Annotated in this window: 16 protein-coding genes, 1 pseudogene and 1 riboswitch; of the genes and pseudogenes, 4 read left to right on the top strand and 13 right to left on the bottom strand. The window is 39.7% G+C overall.

Annotation, left to right across the window (positions count from 1 at the left end; genetic code table 11):
- Nucleotides 1-19: 19 nt before the first annotated feature.
- The 3 genes from ABES02_RS08770 to ABES02_RS08760 all read right to left on the bottom strand — a co-directional run bounded on the left by ABES02_RS08770 (nucleotide 20) and on the right by ABES02_RS08760 (nucleotide 3575).
- Nucleotides 20-550, bottom strand: a complete 531-nt coding sequence (locus tag ABES02_RS08770; RefSeq protein ID WP_430133092.1) for a phosphatase PAP2 family protein — start codon at nucleotides 548-550, stop codon at nucleotides 20-22.
- 13 nt (nucleotides 551-563) lie between these two features.
- Nucleotides 564-1907, bottom strand: coding sequence for a UDP-glucose dehydrogenase family protein (locus ABES02_RS08765; protein ID WP_430133090.1), 1344 nt, complete (start codon nucleotides 1905-1907; stop codon nucleotides 564-566).
- A gap of 201 nt (nucleotides 1908-2108) precedes the next feature.
- A complete protein-coding gene (locus ABES02_RS08760; RefSeq protein ID WP_430133088.1) occupies nucleotides 2109-3575 on the bottom strand; it encodes a M20 family peptidase in 1467 nt (488 codons plus the stop codon).
- Between the two features lie 215 nt (nucleotides 3576-3790).
- Between ABES02_RS08760 and ABES02_RS08755 the strand changes: the two genes are divergently transcribed.
- Together ABES02_RS08755 and ABES02_RS08750 are read left to right on the top strand one after the other, a co-directional pair.
- Entirely contained in the window at nucleotides 3791-4636 is an 846-nt protein-coding gene (locus tag ABES02_RS08755; RefSeq protein WP_430133086.1) for a VOC family protein, read from the top strand.
- 20 nt (nucleotides 4637-4656) lie between these two features.
- Nucleotides 4657-5730 (top strand): LLM class flavin-dependent oxidoreductase, encoded by a 1074-nt coding sequence (locus ABES02_RS08750; RefSeq protein ID WP_430133084.1) that lies wholly within the window; start codon nucleotides 4657-4659, stop codon nucleotides 5728-5730.
- A 44-nt stretch (nucleotides 5731-5774) separates the two neighbouring features.
- Here the strand turns inward: ABES02_RS08750 and ABES02_RS08745 are convergent, their stop codons facing one another.
- The 3 genes from ABES02_RS08745 to ABES02_RS08735 form a co-directional block, all read right to left on the bottom strand.
- Nucleotides 5775-6566 carry a Cof-type HAD-IIB family hydrolase gene (locus ABES02_RS08745; RefSeq protein ID WP_430133082.1) on the bottom strand — a complete coding sequence of 264 codons (792 nt, stop codon included), beginning with the start codon at nucleotides 6564-6566 and terminating at the stop codon, nucleotides 5775-5777.
- 168 nt (nucleotides 6567-6734) lie between these two features.
- Nucleotides 6735-7700 (bottom strand): LacI family DNA-binding transcriptional regulator, encoded by a 966-nt coding sequence (locus ABES02_RS08740; protein ID WP_430133080.1) that lies wholly within the window; start codon nucleotides 7698-7700, stop codon nucleotides 6735-6737.
- A gap of 4 nt (nucleotides 7701-7704) precedes the next feature.
- Nucleotides 7705-8415 (bottom strand): polysaccharide deacetylase family protein, encoded by a 711-nt coding sequence (locus ABES02_RS08735; RefSeq protein WP_430133078.1) that lies wholly within the window; start codon nucleotides 8413-8415, stop codon nucleotides 7705-7707.
- Between the two features lie 109 nt (nucleotides 8416-8524).
- A riboswitch (purine riboswitch) is annotated at nucleotides 8525-8624 on the top strand.
- 57 nt (nucleotides 8625-8681) lie between these two features.
- On the opposite strand from ABES02_RS08735, the gene add reads away from it, so the two are divergent.
- Nucleotides 8682-9674, top strand: coding sequence for an adenosine deaminase (gene add / locus ABES02_RS08730; protein WP_430133076.1), 993 nt, complete (start codon nucleotides 8682-8684; stop codon nucleotides 9672-9674).
- A gap of 32 nt (nucleotides 9675-9706) precedes the next feature.
- Here the strand turns inward: add and ABES02_RS08725 are convergent, their stop codons facing one another.
- The 5 genes from ABES02_RS08725 to ABES02_RS08705 form a co-directional block, all read right to left on the bottom strand.
- Nucleotides 9707-10621: a pseudouridine-5'-phosphate glycosidase gene (locus ABES02_RS08725; RefSeq protein ID WP_430133074.1), complete on the bottom strand. Its 915-nt coding sequence runs from the start codon at nucleotides 10619-10621 to the stop codon at nucleotides 9707-9709.
- Nucleotides 10618-11718 carry a carbohydrate kinase gene (locus ABES02_RS08720; protein WP_430133506.1) on the bottom strand — a complete coding sequence of 367 codons (1101 nt, stop codon included), beginning with the start codon at nucleotides 11716-11718 and terminating at the stop codon, nucleotides 10618-10620. The genes ABES02_RS08725 and ABES02_RS08720 overlap by 4 nt, the downstream gene beginning before the upstream one ends.
- A 192-nt stretch (nucleotides 11719-11910) precedes the next feature.
- Nucleotides 11911-13584, bottom strand: a complete 1674-nt coding sequence (locus ABES02_RS08715; protein WP_430133072.1) for a ribonuclease J — start codon at nucleotides 13582-13584, stop codon at nucleotides 11911-11913.
- A 395-nt stretch (nucleotides 13585-13979) separates the two neighbouring features.
- Complete coding sequence (locus ABES02_RS08710; protein ID WP_430133070.1) at nucleotides 13980-14906, bottom strand: NAD(P)-dependent alcohol dehydrogenase; 927 nt, start codon at nucleotides 14904-14906, stop codon at nucleotides 13980-13982.
- A 290-nt stretch (nucleotides 14907-15196) separates the two neighbouring features.
- Nucleotides 15197-15391, bottom strand: a complete 195-nt coding sequence (locus ABES02_RS08705) for a hypothetical protein (protein ID WP_430133068.1) — start codon at nucleotides 15389-15391, stop codon at nucleotides 15197-15199.
- A 239-nt stretch (nucleotides 15392-15630) separates the two neighbouring features.
- Here ABES02_RS08705 and ABES02_RS08700 point away from each other — a divergent pair, with 239 nt between their 5' ends.
- Nucleotides 15631-16071 (top strand): SRPBCC family protein, encoded by a 441-nt coding sequence (locus ABES02_RS08700; protein WP_430133066.1) that lies wholly within the window; start codon nucleotides 15631-15633, stop codon nucleotides 16069-16071.
- A 261-nt stretch (nucleotides 16072-16332) separates the two neighbouring features.
- On the opposite strand, the gene ABES02_RS08695 is transcribed toward ABES02_RS08700, so the two are convergent.
- Together ABES02_RS08695 and ABES02_RS08690 are read right to left on the bottom strand one after the other, a co-directional pair.
- Nucleotides 16333-16800, bottom strand: a complete 468-nt coding sequence (locus ABES02_RS08695; protein ID WP_430133064.1) for a phage tail protein — start codon at nucleotides 16798-16800, stop codon at nucleotides 16333-16335.
- A 27-nt stretch (nucleotides 16801-16827) separates the two neighbouring features.
- Nucleotides 16828-16974 (bottom strand): annotated as a pseudogene (locus ABES02_RS08690) (IS1595 family transposase); the annotation flags it as partial.
- Nucleotides 16975-17296 lie beyond the last annotated feature (322 nt).

Below are 17296 nucleotides of genomic sequence, written 5' to 3'. Positions count from 1 at the left end.
TCCCTCCTAACCGAATCTTTCACATCCATAATAAACAAAAGCATAGAACTCCCGTACCCATTCCAAGGATCCCGCCTGCAATTACATCGGAAGGATAGTGGAGGCCTAGGTAGATTCTTGATATTCCAACACAGATTCCTAGAGGGATGAGGTAAAAAGAAAGCTGCGGCAGGAATAAAACATAGGGAGCCACAACGGCAAAAATCGCCGTTGTATGACCCGATGGGAAGGAATGATCCTGTAATGGATTAGCAGGGAACTTTGTTTTTTCTAACATCAAATAAGGTCTTTTTCTTGGCAGCAGTCGCTTAGCCAGATGTACTGGAATATGGCTCGCTGATAATGCGAGGGCGCTGGCAATGGCGATTAATCTAGTTTCCCTCGGCGAAATGATCAGGAGAACAAAAGTTGCAGCGATGGTAATGTCTGCACCGCCAAAATGAGTGACTACACGGAAAAATAAATTCAATAGCTTTTTATCAAAATGACGGTTTACCGTTTGAAACACATGACAGTCGAAGCCATAAAACACATTGATCCATCTCATCATCGCCGATTCTCCTTTAAAAATTAATAATGCTCATCTCATCTTTAGGTCTACCCTTATAAACTCCTTGTCTTCCAATCGATAGATAAGTAATCGGATACTTTTCGATTTCTTCGAGTGAGTAACAATTTCGTCCATCGATGACAATGGGTTCTTTCATATAAGTTTGAAAGATATCTAACCGGACATGCTTAATCTGTTCCCATTCAGTAACAATAATGGCAAAATCAGCTTCATAAAGGGCGTAATGAAGGTTGTATGCATATTCGATACTGTTCCCTAACAGCTTTTTAGCATTGGGGATAGCAATTGGATCATAGGCCCGAACAAGAGCCCCTTCCTCCAGGAGTTCCTTAATAATTATTAAAGAAGCAGCTTCCCTGACATCATCGGTATCAGGCTTAAATGCTAAGCCTAATATTGCAACCCTTTTATTTTTTAACGAGCCAAGTAACTCTTTCGCTTTTAATACTGGAAGGGATTGCTGATGGTTATTTACCTTTATGGCGGCCTCGAGTAATTCAAATGGATACTTGACATTTCCTGCAAGCTGCACAAGTGCTCGTGTATCCTTTGGAAAACAGGAGCCCCCATACCCAATTCCGGCCTTAAGAAATTCATGGCCAATCCGCTTATCATAGCCGATTCCATAGGCTACTTCCTCAATATTGGCCCCAACTTTTTCACAAAGATTTGCAATTTCATTGATAAAGCTTATTTTGGTTGCTAAAAAAGCATTAGAAGTATACTTGATCATTTCTGCACTTTTAATATCCGTTTTAATTATCGGGATCTTCAACGGTAGATAGATTTGCTCCATAATGGTCGCAGCCTCAGGGTTATCGGCGCCAATCACGATACGGTCTCCTTGGAAAAAATCAAGAACAGCTGATCCCTCGCGGAGAAACTCTGGATTGGAGACTACCTCGGCATTAATAGAGGTAGACTTGCGGCTTTGAATAATTTGTTTGATTAACTCATTTGTTCCAACAGGGACTGTGCTTTTTGTACAAACGATTACATCTTTTTTGATATAGTGAGCAATCGTATGCGAAACCACATGAATGTATTTTAAATCTACTGAGCCATCCTTTTCTTCGGGTGTTCCGACCGCAATGAAGATGATGTCAGCGGCTGAATAGGCCTGATCTGGGCTCATGGTAAATTTCAGCTGCCCGTTACGAAGATTTTTTTTAATCAGTAACTCAAGTCCAGGCTCATAAATCGGTGAAAGGCCGTTTTGAAGCATGTCGATTTTTTCTTTTTCAATATCTATGCATGTTATGCTATGTCCTAATTCAGCTAAACCAGCACTAGTTACCAGTCCTACATATCCTGCTCCAGCAACGGTAATCTTCATCCAATCCCTCCAATGAGTTTGTTAATTTCATTGTATTAAAGGAAGATGGATTTTTTCTTAACCTAGTGTTAAGTGAATGTAAAGACTCTGTATAGCTTTACGGGGAAAAAAAGTATTGGTCGATATTTATGAAGAAAATAGGACATTCCGAAGAGATTAAGAGCCGGAAATGTCCCATAGAGCCATTCTATGGGACATTTCCTAGCTTCTTTTATTAGCTTCTTTAATCACTTCCACATAAAACTTAATCGCGTTGAGATAGTTTTCAACCGAAACATGTTCGTTCGTTCCATGTATCCGGTTCAGGTCCTCAGAGGTTATCTGCACAGGAAGGAACCGGTAGGTATTTTTAGAAATAGGATCATATTGGCGCGCATCTGAGCCGGCAAACATCAAATAAGGTGCAACTACCGCATCATGATAAACATTTCTCGCCGCCTGCTGAATCGACTTAAATTGCCAGCTGTTAATAGAGGATACCTTTGATGCTTCGCTGCCTGTCACGGACACTTTTATATCTTTATCTTCAATCGTGTCTTCAATGAATCGTTTTACATCTTCCAACGAATCCCCCGGCATAAGCCGAAGGTTAATAATCGCAGAGGCCTTTTCAGGTAAGGCATTGTATTGTTCGCCAGCTTGAAAAATCGTCGGCGCAATCGTAGTTCGAATTAAAGCCGCAGATGCCGGCTGACCTAGTAAAATTTTTTCAATAACAGGTTCAAAAATCGCTTTGTTGGCAAACACATACTTCATTCCAAAGCTCATTTCGGGGGCAACGAATTCAAACATATCTTCCCCAGGACCTCTTAGGTCTCCTTTAAACTGAGTATCTTCCAATTTCGCAATCGCACTGGAAATTCTTCCAATATTCGTGTGATCCTTCGGCTGGGAAGAGTGGCCGCCGCTGCCTTCAATTGATAGTTCCGCAGTAGCGGAACCCTTCTCAGAAATCCCAACAACACCTACAGGTTGCTCCACACCAGGCACCATGTTTTCAACAATAGCCCCGCCTTCGTCCAACACATACTCAAACGTAACGCCTCTATCCTTAAGAGCCTCAACGATTTGGCTTGCCCCTTCTTCACCGCCAATTTCTTCGTCAAACCCAAACATGAAATACATATCCCGCTCTGGCGTGTAGCCTTCTTTTAATAGATAATCAACAGCCTGCAAAATTCCAATAACGCCAATTTTGTCATCCAAGGTGCCGCGTCCCCAAATTCGGCCATCAACAACGGCGCCGCTGAAGGGGTCCTGCTCCCAATTGGCTTCTGTTCCTTTTAAAACAGGGACAACATCATAATGGCTTGTCAGGCCAACTGGTTTCTTACTAGAATCGGCGCCCTTCCATTTATAGACCAGAGCGTAGCCATTTACTTTTTCAAAGGAAAGCTTCTGGTGAATCTCAGGAAAACTTTCTTGTAAAAAAGTAATAAACTTGTCAAATTCCTTCAAATCAAATTTACTCCGGTCTTGATAAGAAACAGTTTTAAACGTAATCGCTTTGGACAAATGTTGAACAGCCTCCGCCTGATTAAGGGTGACGTTTGAAGGATGTGGAGCAGGTTGCTTCGATTTTTCAGTGAGTGTATTGAAACCGGTTACAATTAAGAATAAAAAAATGAGACAACCAAATATAATGAAAGTAAGCTTTCGTTTTGTCAATGTAATTTCCCCCTTATTTTCTCTCTATATTTTATATTACTATATTTTTTGAATAGTAGGAATTTTATTAAAAATAAAGATAAATCTCGAATTAAAAATATTCTAATTTAAAATAAATCAAAGATATAATGTTGTTAATAATACATACTAAATGAATAAAGTGGGAAAAGAGAAATAACCCTAATGATAAGAATCAAGGAAGAGGAGTGAAAGTTATGGAGAAATTCCATCAGGCACCAAATGTATATGTTGGCGAGGTCAATATTAAGGTAAAAAACTTAGATTACTCGCTCCATTTTTACCAAAGTATCATCGGGTTTCAAGTATTAGAGAAAACGGAGCAGAAAGCGGTTTTAACGACCGATGGAAAATCACCATTATTGACGCTGGAGCAGCCTGCAGATGTCATTCCAAAAGAAGGACGTACTTCAGGGCTATATCATTTTGCGATTTTACTGCCTACCCGCGCTGATTTATCCGTCTTTTTGCGGCATCTGCTTCAAACCGGCTATCCATTGGGTGCGGCAGATCACTATGTCAGTGAAGCATTGTACCTGAATGATCCAGACGGAAATGGGATTGAAGTCTATCGGGACCGCCCTTCATCAGAGTGGACGTGGAACAACGGTTTAGTCTCAATGGCTACAGAAGAACTGGATGGGGAAGGAATCCTTGGAGAAAGCAATGCGGAGTGGAAGGGCCTGCCCGCTGGCACGCTGATGGGACATATCCATCTTCACGTAGGTGATTTGAAAAAAGCTGAAGAATTTTATACAAAAGGGCTTGGCTTTAATATTGTAAGCTATTATCCGCAAGCTGCTTTTCTTTCAACGGGAGGCTACCATCACCATATAGCCATTAATACATGGCAAGGTGAGGGTGCGGCGGCACCACCGAAAAATAGTGTCGGGCTAAATTGGTACACACTTGTTTTTCCGGACGAATATACTAGAGAAGGCATCATAAACCAATTGAAGGATTTAGGTGTCCCAATTACCAAAGAAGCTGACTATTATGTAACAAGTGATCCATCCGGAAACCAAATTCGATTAGTGATTTAACATACTTTGGGGGATAACACATGGCAGGAAAACAACATAATGAACATTCTGGAATGGAAATTGGCATTTATACATTAGCTGATTTAGGTCCTGACCCACAAACAGGTAAAACCATCAGTGCTGGAAAGCGTCTCGAAGAAATAATTGAAGCAGCAAAAATCGCTGATCAGGCAGGTCTCGACTTATTCGGTGTTGGTGAACATCACCGGTTAGACTATGCAGTATCAGCACCTCCGGTGGTCTTGTCTGCGATTTCTCAAGTTACAAAAAGAATAAAACTGATAAGTACGACAACAGTATTAAGTACCGTAGATCCCGTTCGTTTATTCGAGGATTTTGCGACACTCGATCTCTTGTCTAATGGGCGGGCGGAAATTATGGCCGGGCGTGGGGCATTTATTGAATCCTTCCCGCTTTTTGGATATGACCTTGAAAATTATGATGATTTGTTTGAAGAAAACATCAAGTTGTTTCAAGAGTTGAATGCAAACGAAAGGGTTACATGGAAAGGACGTTTTCGGTCACCCTTGTATAATGCCGAAATTGCGCCCCGGCCAGCTCAAAAGAATATCCCATTATGGGTTGGGGTTGGCGGGACTCCTGGAAGTGCTGCAAGGGCTGGCAGATTAGGAACGGGCTTAGCATTAGCAATTCTCGGCGGGGACCCAACTCGGTTTAAGCCTTTAGTAGATGTATACCGGCAGGCAGCAAATGAAGCAGGTCATGTTCCTGAGGTAGTAAAGGTTGGCGTTACAGGTCATACCTATATTGCGGAAACAACGCAGCAAGCGAAAGATGAATTTTTTCCTTATTACGCTAACTATTGGGAATATTTCAATTTTCAAATGGGCAGGGACGCAAGCATGTCGAGAGCTGATTTTGACCAGTTGACCAGTCCCGAAACTGCGTTGTTTGTGGGAAGTCCACAGCAGATTATAGAAAAAATCCTCAGACAATATGAGTTATTTGAACATAAACGGTTTATCGCCCAAATGGATATAGGCGGTATTCCATTTGAAAAAGTGGCGAAGAGCATCGAGCTTTTGGCTACAAAAGTGGCGCCAGTCGTGCGCCGGGAAATTGGAGCAAAATAATGAAAAGGGTACCGACTTTAACGGAGCGGTACCCTTTACTTATTTTATAAAACAAGATCTCTTTCCAATAATCCTACCTGAATAAGGCCATTGAGAATTCCATTATTAGAGGAGGAAGTGGTGATGACATCGGCGGCAGCCTTTGCTTCAGGCACGGCATTTCCCATTGCGATTCCCTTTCCGACCTCTGTCAGCATCTCCAAATCGTTCAACCCATCTCCAAAAGCAAAACTGTTTTCCATCTTCATATCCAATGTCTCCAGCATTTTACGAATACCGACAGCTTTTGAAGCTCCCTTTGGCAAAATATCGTAAGCACAATCATGCCACTTCACGAAACTAAAATCAGGGAAGTGATCAACATACAATTTCTCATCCTTCCCTTCGCAATATAGATGTCCTTGATAGATGGAAGATTGTTTATAGAACTCGGTGTCCACTTCAGGATAGGCCATCATCAAAGCGTCGAAACCTGACTCGATTAACGGATGATTTTTTTCGCTTACTTTAAAATCGTTGTGGCTGCAGTAGGCTAAGGCATGGCCTTTACTAGCGGTCATGGCTGTAAGTGATTGCAGCCTCTCTGGATCAATGGGGTTTGTGTAAATTTCTTTCCCTTCAAAGACTACGTATTGTCCATTCATCGATACATAGGAATCAATATTTAATTCCTTTTGAATCCAATAAAACATCTTTGGCACACGGCCAGTGGCAATAACGGTATGAACTCCTTTTTCTTGAAGCAAGCGAACGGCTTTCTTCGTGGTAGCGGGAATGGTTTTTTCTTCGGTTAATAACGTTCCGTCAATATCAAAAAACACAATTGGCTTTTTCATTGTCTGCACCTCCGTGGAAAATACAACACCGCCGTTACGCTCAGTAAGTTCCGATCACGCCGGCCAGGTGTTGTAAATCTTACAATTTCAGCATATTTTATGAAACGCGTTTCAGGTCAAGCGTTTTTATGAAAGAAAAAAGACTTGCGGCCACATATAGCCACAAGTCTAAACCGTATTTCGCTCAATCAGTTTTACGGGGATTTCCTTGTAGGAAATCTCGCTATGTTGCTTAATTGCTTGTTGAAAAAGTTTTCTCCCGATATCCTCAAGAGGAATTTCAATTGTCGTGATATTCATCATTTTGGCAATTGGCTGGTTATTGAAACCAATGATGGCAAGGTCGTTTGGTATTGTCATGTTTCGCTTTTGCACACACATAACAATTCCAGCAGCCACATCATCATTAGTTACCAATAAGGCAGATGGTGGATCAGTCATCCGTTCAATCCGCTCTAAAACCTGATCACCATCTTCAAAATGAAGGCAATTGTCAAAAATATAATCGGAATCATAGGGCAAATGATGGTTCGCAGTAAATTCTTTAAATGCCAGTTCTCTATGTTTACTGTTTGTACCGGAACGTCGGCCAATATAATAGCCAATTTTCCGATGGCCTTTTTGGAATAAATAGTCAAAGGCAATCAGGAAAGTTTTGTAGTGATCAACAAAGGTAGAGGATACCTTTTTCCCGCGTGTATCTTCACATAAGATAATCGGACCGTAGGGAAGATATTCTTCGATGGTCGGCCAGTCGCAATTTCTCGAACAGATCACTAACGCATCAATTTGCTTCTGTTTTAACATTTGCATGGCTTCCAGTTCTCTAGCTTTTAAGTAGTTGGTTTGAATTAAAACCAGATTGTAGTTATTAGCCAAAGCTTCGCTGGACATTCCTTTAATGAGCAAGGCGAAATATGGATGATCGATGTAAGGAACCACAACCCCAATAAGGAAGGTTTTCCCCATACTTAAATGAACGGCGTTTATGTTTTGCTGATAATTGCTTTGCCTAATAGCCTCTAAAACAGCGTTTCTTTTCTCCTCACTCACATATGGGTGATTATTGAGCACACGGGATACAGTCGTTACAGAAACGCCCGCCATTTTTGCCAAATTTCTAATATTTGTCATCGTATCACCTTTTAAGACCTAAATCTTGGAGCTCATTAACCGTTACAAAGGAATAGCCGTCTTCAGAAAGTGTTTTTAGGATTCCTTCAATTGCTTTAAGTTCGTCGCCGCTGTTATCGTACATCGGATGCAACAGGATAATTGATCCTGGTTTAATCTGTTTTTTAACATACTTTATTTTGTCAGATGCAGAAGTGTAATAAGTGTCGGGCTCAAGATTCCAAGTAATCGTATCTCGATTGTGTTTATCAAGGTAATAAGGTAAACCGATAAGCTTTTTTCCGTTAGGAGGACGAAAATCGATTTCTCCCTTATACCCAGCCTTCAGGATTAAACGATCTGTTTTTTCAATTTCTTCTTTGATGTAAGAAGGGGACTTAAAGACCATTCGATTATGGGAATAAGTATGATTCCCAACCTGGTGGCCAACTTTCACAATATTTGCTGCCTCTTCAGGGTTTTTCTCAATCTCATTGCCAATGAGAAAAAAAGTGGCCTTGGCATGATATTTATCTAGTAATGGAAGGATTTGCTCAACATTTTTGGTTGGTCCATCATCAAAGGTTAAGGCAACTACTTTTTGATTGGTTTCCACTTGATTGGTTAGGCCGCCGAAAATCTGGAATGCTCTAGCATTCATTAATTTATAGGTACCAAATAATAGAAGAATAATGATGAAAATAACTATTACAATAGTCAGGAAAATCCTTTTCATAATAATAACCTTTCTTAATGATTTGTCTTTTAATTGAAATTATAGCAGAAGCGTGAAGAGAAAATTAGTTGCTTGACAGGAAAAGTATTATCTATTATCCTTTTATAAAATTGATGGAAACAAAAAATTTCGTATAACTCCAATAATATGGTTTGGAGGTTTCTACCAGGAACCAATAATTCCTGATTACGAAGAAGGTACATGTATTTGTATTTTCTTCGTAGTCAGGAATTTTTTTTGTTTTCAAAAAAATAAGGGGGTACAAAATGAACTTTGAAACGTTACCAAAAATAGAACTTCACTGCCATCTAGATGGCAGTCTTAGACCAGAAACAATCATCGATATTGCAAAGAAAGAGGACATTAAACTGCCCTCTTTTGAAAAAGAAGAGCTCCAAAATGATCTCATTGCTCCATTAGAGTGCGAATCGCTCGATGAGTATTTGGAGAAATTTGCAATTCCCAACCTCGTTATGCAGTCAAAGGAGAATCTAAGAAGAATTACATTTGAGCTGTTTGAAGACGCGGCAAAGGAAAATGTGAAATACATGGAGGTTCGTTTTGCTCCGTTACTTCATACGAAAAAGGGATTAGATGTAGAGGAAATCATCCAAAGTGTGTTAGAAGGAATGACGGATGCAGAAGCCCAATTTGATATAAAAGGTAATTTAATTCTGTCATGCATGCGAACAATGTCTCCGGAAAGTGCTTTTGAAGTCGTTGAAAAAGGGAAGAGATTCCTTGGTAAAGGGGTTGTGGCTATAGACTTATGTGCATCTGAAGAGGCTGGCTTCTCTAAAAAATTCGTTGAGCCAATCGCCCTTGCTAGAGAATATGGCTATAGAGTCACCATTCATGCCGGTGAAACAGGGATCGGTGAAAATGTACTCGAAGCAGTAGAGCTTTTAGGTGCTGAAAGAATTGGTCATGGGGTATTTATCAGAGATTGCAAAGAGGCATATAACATCGTTAAGGAAAAACAAGTAGTGCTGGAAATGTGCCCGACAAGCAACGTCCAAACAAAAGCAGTAGATCAATTTAGCGAGCATCCCATCTATGATTTTCACAAGGATGGAATCAAAGTAACCGTCAATACAGACAACAGAACCGTATCTGATACAACGATGGCGAATGAATGCAACATCGTATTTGAAGAATTTAAGGCAAGCTTGGAGGATTATAAACAAATTTACCTTAATAGTGTCGATGCATCCTTTGCTGACCAAGAAACCAAGGAAAAGCTTAGAAAGTTTTTATAAAAAATGGGGAGCTGTCCGCTCCCCAAAATAGATTATTTCATTGCATTGAAACTAACTGCTAATTTCGCTCCCACCATAGCATTGTTTTTCACCAAAGCGATGTTGGCATCAAGGCTTTTTCCTTCTGTTAATTCTTTAACTTTACCTAGTAAGAATGGTGTTACATCTTTACCGGAAATATGTTTTTCTTCTGCTTCCTTTAGGGCAGCTTCGATGACACCATTAATGACTTGCTCATCCATAGCGAATTCTTCAGGAATAGGGTTGGCTATAACCGCTCCACCCTTTAAGTTTAAATCCCATTTTACTTTAAGTGTAGATGCGATTGTTTCCACATCATCAGCACGTAAGTTTAGGGAGAATTCACTTTTGCGTGTATAGAAAGCAGGGAGTACATCGGTTTGATAACCAATAACCGGTACACCTTTAGTTTCAAGATATTCCATTGTTAATCCTAAGTCTAGAATCGATTTGGCACCCGCACAAATAACGGCTACATTAGTTTGTCCAAGTTCTTCAAGGTCTGCAGAGATATCCATAGTGGTCTCGGCTCCGCGGTGAGCACCGCCAATACCACCGGTAACGAAGATGTTAATGCCGGCTGCTTCAGCGCAAATCATGGTTGCCGCTACAGTGGTTGCACCAAGTTTTTTCGTAGCGATCAAATAGGCTAAATCACGTCTTGATGCTTTTGCCACATCTGAGCTTTTACCGAACATTTCTAGCTCATCATTTGATAATCCAATTTTAATTTTTCCATCAATAATGGCAATAGTTGCCGGTACGGCTCCATGATCACGGACGATTTGTTCTACTTCACGAGCGGTTTGTACATTTTGTGGATATGGCATACCGTGAGAGATGATGGTAGACTCTAGAGCAACGATTGGTTTCCCTTGTTCCTTGGCAGTACGTACTTCTTCAGATAATGTAATATATTGTTTCATGATAATTCCTCCATATCTTTTTGTAGGTTTTCTGCCGATAAATCTTGTCGGACAGTATAAGGTGATTGCAGTGTTTTTGAAGCATTCATACTTCCAGATTTGGCTATATCCATTAAGGAGTTACCCTCTAACCAAGAGTAAATAACTGCTGAAGAAAAAGCGTCCCCAGCCCCGGTTACATCAACAATTTCATTGGTTACAATTGAGGGAACATGGAAAATCCCATCTGTTTTATTCCCAATCATTGAACCTTCTTTGCCATTGGTTATCACCACATTGGATATCCCAAGTGATAGCCACTTTTCTAAAGCATTTTTCCAATCTTCTTCATTTTTGATTTCAGTTTTGAAGTAGGCTTCGGATTCATCCCGGTTTGTTATGAGCCATGTCACACCGTCTAAATCATCTGGTAATCGATTCATCTTTGGTGATGAAACAGGTATCAACACAATCGGCAAGTCATGGCTTTTGGCGAAATGACACAAGAATTGCACGGTTTCTTTAGGACAGTTTAAATCAACGATTATACATTTTGCTCTACTTAGTAATACATCATGCTTAAGCAGCAAGTCAGGTGTGATCGCCTCATACACTTCCATATCTGCTAACGCAATGATTAATTCTCCGGTGGTGTCTAAAACAGCCGTATAGGAACCGGTTGATTTTTCAGGGAATTGGGTCACGGTTTCTAAGTTCATATAAAGTGCTGAGGCTTCTTCAATGATTGACCAGTCCTTATCGGTGCCGCTTGTGGATATTAGCGACACCTCTAACCCAAGTCGTCCGAGGTTTTCAGCAATATTCCGTGCTACTCCGCCTGCATTGTGAGTAGCATAGATTGGATTGGAAGTAGCCAGCTGGGCTTTTTCTATGACGTGGAATTTACGGTCAATATTAGCCCCGCCGATACAAATAACATGTTGTGATTCATTTAAAATGTACGCTCTGCCTAAAATGTTTCCTTTTCGAATTAAACCAGAAATAATATTGGCGATCGAAGGCCGGGATAAGCCTAAAACTTCAGCAAGCTCTTGCTGTGAAACATAGGGGTTCTTGCGGATTAAATCCAAAATCGTTTGCTCTTTGTCTGTTATCATTTCAGGCACCATACTCACCTCTTCGGATAAACAAATGTTTAAATATTAAACTTATGTTTATATTGTAAGCCCTACCATATTAAAAGGTCAATGAAATTTGTAAGCGTTTTTACAACAAAAAAGGTGACAGGCACCACCTGTGGACATTTGTCCACGGATGGTGCCTGTCACCGCTATACGGGGGTACCGTATTCAAATTTCGATAATGATTGGCAGGATCATTGGTTTTCGTTTTGTTTGGGCGAATAAATATTGTCCAACTGATTTTTTGATGCTTTGTTTCATTACATTCCATTGATGTCTGTTTTCTTCCTGAAGGTCGGTGACGGTTTTCTTTACAAGACGATTAACTTCCTTGAGGAGATCGTCAGAGTTTCTTGCATAAACAAAACCGCGGGTAATGGTGTCAGGGCCAGAAATAATCTTTCGGTCTGCTTTGCTGATCGTTACAACAATCACCAGCATTCCATCTTCAGAGAGCTGCTTTCGATCGCGCAGCACAATCTCACCAATATCGCCAACACCCATGCCATCTACATATGTATCACCGGCAGGCAACCTCCGTGTTTGCCTTGCTACCCCGTTTTCAATATCAACGACATCCCCATTTTTAATAATAAAGGTATTACCTTTTTCAACGCCAATCGCTTCTGCGAGTTGACGGTGATGGTGAAGCATTCGATACTCACCATGAATCGGAATAAAGTAGGTTGGTTTCATAAAGGTAAGCATCAGCTTTAAGTCTTCTTGATAGCCATGTCCGGAAACATGCATACCGGTTGAACTTCCAGATCCATAAATCACTTTTGCACCCAGTTGGAATAAGTTATCAATAATCTTTGAAACATCCTTTTCGTTTCCTGGTATTGGAGAAGCCGCTAAAATAACGGTGTCTCCTGGGTAAATAGCAACGTCACGATAGTTCCCACTAGCAAGACGGGCAAGTGCGGCCATTGGTTCCCCTTGACTTCCCGTACATAGAATGGCAACTTTTTCGGGAGCGAGTTTATCAACTTCTAGTGCCTCAATCAACATACCCTCTGGCACATCTAAATAGCCCCGTTCGATTGCAACCGAAACGACATTCACCATGCTTCGGCCAAGAAGAGCAAGTTTTCGGTTGGCCTTTATAGCAGCTTGGACAACCTGCTGAATCCGATTCACATTAGAAGCAAAGGTAGAGATAATGATTTTACCCTCCGCATCCATAAATGCTTCTTCCATATGGTGACCCACCATTTGTTCGGATGGGGATAGTCCAGCACGTTCGGCATTGGTGCTTTCAGATATTAAAACCATGACTCCCTCACTGCCGATAGCGGCCATTTTATGGATATCGGAAAATTGGTTATTAGCAGGTGTTAAATCAAATTTGAAGTCACCTGTATGGACCACATTTCCTTCAGGTGTATGAAAAACAATGCCCAGGCAGTCGGGAATACTGTGGCTGACGCGGAAAAAGGACACCCCAATCTGCCCTAGCTCCAGTCTAGAATCCGAGTCTATCGGAATCAGTTTTGTATTTCCTTTCAAGCGATGCTCATCTACCTTTAATTCAATTAACCCCAAGGTAAACTGGGTTGCATAAATGGGCACATTTAATTTTTTTAAAAAGTAAGGAATTCCGCCAATGTGATCCTCGTGCCCATGTGTCACGATTAACGCTCTTATATTTTCCTGATTCTCTTCTAAATAGGTCATATCAGGGATAATTAAATCAATGCCTAACAAACTTTCATCTGGAAATTTACCTCCGCAGTCGACGACAACAATATCGTCCCCATATTGCACCACATACATGTTTTTACCGATTTCATTGATACCGCCCAAGGCGAAAATGGATAATGTATTTTCATTTGATCGCATTTTATATCCTCCCAATTCCCATTAAATATCATTAGTATCCCCTTATAGAATTTCTTTATTTAGAGAAGTTCCTTGGAAGTTAATTAATAAATTGCGTTCTTTCTCGATGATTATTCCTTATTTTTCCTCTGGTATAAGGATTACTAAAGAAAAGGCAGTGGGTCCGGTTTTTTGTTTTGCTGTTTTTAATGTTTCGCAGATAAAATATGCTTTTTCGCAGATAAACCTTTTAGTTTCGCAGATAAACTTGAATTTTTCGCGGATAAAACTAATAATTCCGCAGATAAACCGGATTTTTCCGCAGATAAAATCAATATCACTAAACACTTGCCAATGAAACCTTGTTACCATCAAGATAGTAGAATCAAGGTTTCATTGGCTTCGCAAGAGAATTGTTAGGTTTTGTTATCATGAACCAAAGTTATGACTACATTTCCTTTTTTGTGACCTTTTTCTACATATCTATGAGCCTCGGGAATTTGTTCGAGCGGGTAACATTTGTCAATGACCGATTTTAGATGACCCTTTTCAAAAAGCTCTTTGAGGAATATTAAATCTTCAGTACGTACCTTTGCAATTCCCTGCCCATCGACCGTCACGTATTTACCGTTCGGAGTCAGTGCTTGCTTGCAAGTTGATTTTGAGTTTTTTCCAACTGCATCAAAGATAAGATCGTAACGTTCTTCTCTCTTTGTAAAATCCTCCTTGGTATAATCAATTACCTTATCGGCACCCAGCGATTTCACCAATTCAAAATTTGCCTCGCTGCAAACTCCAGTAACTTCTGCCCCGAAATATTTAGCAATCTGTACGGCGGAAGTCCCTACCGAACCGGAAGCTCCATAGATAAGAACTTTTTGTCCGTCATGGATCTTTCCTTTTTTAAGAAAATGCAATGCAGATGTTCCTCCAAAGGATACGGCAGCGGCTTCCTCATAGGTCAAATTGGCAGGTTTTATTGCCACAACACTGTCTTCAGGTAAACAGGTGTACTCAGCATAAGCCCCAAAATTCATCCCTGTCAGGGCAAAAACCTGGTCGCCTATTTTGAAATTCTTTACATCCTTCCCTATTTCCTCGATCTCTCCAGATAACTCTACACCCAATATTGATTTTCTTGGTTTTCTCAAACCTAGGAAGATCCTCATAGGGAGCCATAACAAGATAGGGCTATTGAAGCTTCGAACTCTTATGTCCCCAGATGCGACTGTTGTCCCATGTACTTTTACCAGTATTTCATTGTCCTTTGGAGTAGGTTTTTCTACCTCATGAAGTTCCAGAACATCTGGTGAACCGTATTTTGTGCATACAATTGCTCTCATAATGGTCCTCCTTAATTTCATTTACTGCCAAATAAAATAAAAAAGATAGTAAGGAATAATTATCCTTACTATCTTCCTTTTATATCTATTTTCCCAAAACCTCAATAATGCTGGATTTTTAGCAACCTTCCTTTTTTTATCGGTTTTTATGTAAAAAAAATCAGGGTGTCATCTTTTTATTCATTCGAACACCCATGACATATGTGAACAACCAGATTATTAAACGGCTGCGAAATGAAAAAACTAATCAACTGTTTGATTAGTTTTTTCATGTGTTGAAATTAGGCAAGTTATTCAATAGAAACTAAATATCTCTGCTTTTCTTTTTCAATTTCTAGGGCCGAAACAATATAGGCAAATCCATTCATAAAGAGGTAAATAACATTGGATTGAATCCGTTCTGTTTCTCCTAAATAAGTATTGATGATAACGAAAAACGAATATAGAACAACAAAAAATAAAGCAATTTTGTTTAAAATGATCATTCGAACAACCCCTTTATTGGAGAATCTTATTTTAATCATATTTTCAGGATTCCGAACTTATGCAAGCCATGCAGGTTTTGATAGTTTCAAAATAATAATTGGGTAAATTAATGTATGTTAAGCATATCCTTTTTGCGACTTGACCCAGTGGAATTAACATGTTAAAAAGGACCCCATCTAAGAACAAAGTTGTTAAAAAATATTGGGAAGAATCTTAAAAGGCACATGGAGGGAACAATTTGGTAGATGTTATTACAGAAATAGAAATTCAGCGCCCAGTGGAACAAGTCTCAAACTATGCAGCGAACCCTGACAATGCTCCTGAATGGTATGTAAATATCCAATCAGCGGAATGGCGAACACCAAAGCCATTGAATGTTGGATCAAAAATCGCTTTCAAGGCTCACTTTCTTGGGCGTGAACTAGCTTATGTTTATGAAATTACTGAGTTTATTCCAGGGAAGATGCTTGTAATGAGGACAGCAAATGGTCCATTTCCGATGGAGACCACATATACATGGGAATCTCTCACCGAAAACAGCACTTTAATGAAATTGAGGAACAGAGGAAATCCGACTGGTTTTTCAAAAATGGTTGCTCCTTTCATGGCATCTATGATGAAAAAAGCAAACAACAAAGATTTAAAGAAAATTAAGGACATTCTTGAACATACAAATTGAATATTAGAGGAGTGCCTGACACTTACCTGGGGTCAGGTTTTTTGGTCATCTTAAATTAAAAACTGAATATGACATTTTGGTAGATATAGAGTTTTACTAGTCTTTGGCATAATTAAAAAATAGGCTCTGTTAGACTAAAATATTGATATTTGCAGATAAAAAAAGACTGTTTAAACAGTCCTTTTTAATCCTTATCTAACTAACGCCAGTTAGTTGCATTTGAAAATTAACTGGATTCCACCGCTCGCGCTTTTGCCTACTTTAATATTCTCCTTTAATTACAAAAAACGAGCCCCGAATTGTTCCAGCTAGTTTAGACTTCTGTCTAGCAAACTTAAACTTCTCTTCTAACTCCTTCGGTACCTCCATCCCCTCAGAAAGCTTAAAACCAACAGCTCTCTTCGGCTTAGGCCCATCAACCGTATACATGACGTTGACCTCAAGACCATCCTCATAAAAAACGTAGGCCATTTTGATGTTTTCCACTTGAAAACGCGATGTTTCTAAAGGCTTGGCTGCGAACTCAATATCACGTTCTTCTTTCAAAATTCGGTTCACATAATCGAGGGTCTCCCGGCTTTCGCTAGCTGGCACAACCGTAAATTCATGCTTGTATTTGTTCATAAAGTAACGGGCTTCATTAGCACGTAAACCAGCAAGCGCTTCTACGACAGGTGAAGACTCTAAACCAACCGTAGACACATTTTTAAAATCAACGATATAGGACATTTCCATCCATCCTTTTCTCTCTTTATTTTCGTTTGTTAAATCGTGTTCACATAGACTGGTAATAACAAACGCCTCTTTAATATTCGACGTTATTGCGTCAAAACCTTTCATTTCGAGGAATTGAAGCCATACCAAATAATTATCAAGATGCGGAAAACACACTCCAAATTGGTCTCTTTAAGATTAGTATAACCAAAATTTTCGCGTATTTTAGAAAATCAATCATCTTTTTTAACAGAGCAAAAAAATAAAACAAATTTCCATTTAGTTGTTGACATTATTAGAGCACGATAGTAATATTGTAATTCCTGGCGGGGAAATGATTATTGCTTCGTTCAGGAGAAAAAATAGTTCTTGACTATATTGATATTCTAGTATAGTATTAATAACTGTCGCTGAGTTGATTGATAAACATTTCAAAAAAACAGTTGACACAAAAAAAGAGAAATGATATATTTATATCCTGTCTCGAAAAAATTGTTCTTTGAAAACTAAA

Origin of the sequence: Neobacillus pocheonensis (genome assembly GCF_050477905.1) — a bacterium.
Lineage (GTDB): Bacteria > Bacillota > Bacilli > Bacillales > Cytobacillaceae > Neobacillus > Neobacillus pocheonensis_A.
Note: the sequence above shows the minus strand (reverse complement) of the source record. Positions and strands in the feature narration are given on the sequence as shown.

What these genes read in the sequence shown, in the direction of transcription:
- ABES02_RS08725 (WP_430133074.1), bottom strand. Translation starts at nt 10,621, where the DNA reads ATGAAACAATATATTACATTATCTGAAGAAGTACGTACTGCCAAGGAA.
- ABES02_RS08715 (WP_430133072.1), bottom strand. Translation starts at nt 13,584, where the DNA reads ATGCGATCAAATGAAAATACATTATCCATTTTCGCCTTGGGCGGTATC.
- ABES02_RS08745 (WP_430133082.1), bottom strand. Translation starts at nt 6,566, where the DNA reads ATGAAAAAGCCAATTGTGTTTTTTGATATTGACGGAACGTTATTAACC.
- ABES02_RS08750 (WP_430133084.1), top strand. Translation starts at nt 4,657, where the DNA reads ATGGCAGGAAAACAACATAATGAACATTCTGGAATGGAAATTGGCATT.
- ABES02_RS08695 (WP_430133064.1), bottom strand. Translation starts at nt 16,800, where the DNA reads ATGTCCTATATCGTTGATTTTAAAAATGTGTCTACGGTTGGTTTAGAG.
- ABES02_RS08770 (WP_430133092.1), bottom strand. Translation starts at nt 550, where the DNA reads ATGATGAGATGGATCAATGTGTTTTATGGCTTCGACTGTCATGTGTTT.
- ABES02_RS08735 (WP_430133078.1), bottom strand. Translation starts at nt 8,415, where the DNA reads ATGAAAAGGATTTTCCTGACTATTGTAATAGTTATTTTCATCATTATT.
- ABES02_RS08755 (WP_430133086.1), top strand. Translation starts at nt 3,791, where the DNA reads ATGGAGAAATTCCATCAGGCACCAAATGTATATGTTGGCGAGGTCAAT.
- ABES02_RS08710 (WP_430133070.1), bottom strand. Translation starts at nt 14,906, where the DNA reads ATGAGAGCAATTGTATGCACAAAATACGGTTCACCAGATGTTCTGGAA.
- add (WP_430133076.1), top strand. Translation starts at nt 8,682, where the DNA reads ATGAACTTTGAAACGTTACCAAAAATAGAACTTCACTGCCATCTAGAT.
- ABES02_RS08740 (WP_430133080.1), bottom strand. Translation starts at nt 7,700, where the DNA reads ATGACAAATATTAGAAATTTGGCAAAAATGGCGGGCGTTTCTGTAACG.
- ABES02_RS08765 (WP_430133090.1), bottom strand. Translation starts at nt 1,907, where the DNA reads ATGAAGATTACCGTTGCTGGAGCAGGATATGTAGGACTGGTAACTAGT.
- ABES02_RS08705 (WP_430133068.1), bottom strand. Translation starts at nt 15,391, where the DNA reads ATGATCATTTTAAACAAAATTGCTTTATTTTTTGTTGTTCTATATTCG.
- ABES02_RS08720 (WP_430133506.1), bottom strand. Translation starts at nt 11,718, where the DNA reads ATGATAACAGACAAAGAGCAAACGATTTTGGATTTAATCCGCAAGAAC.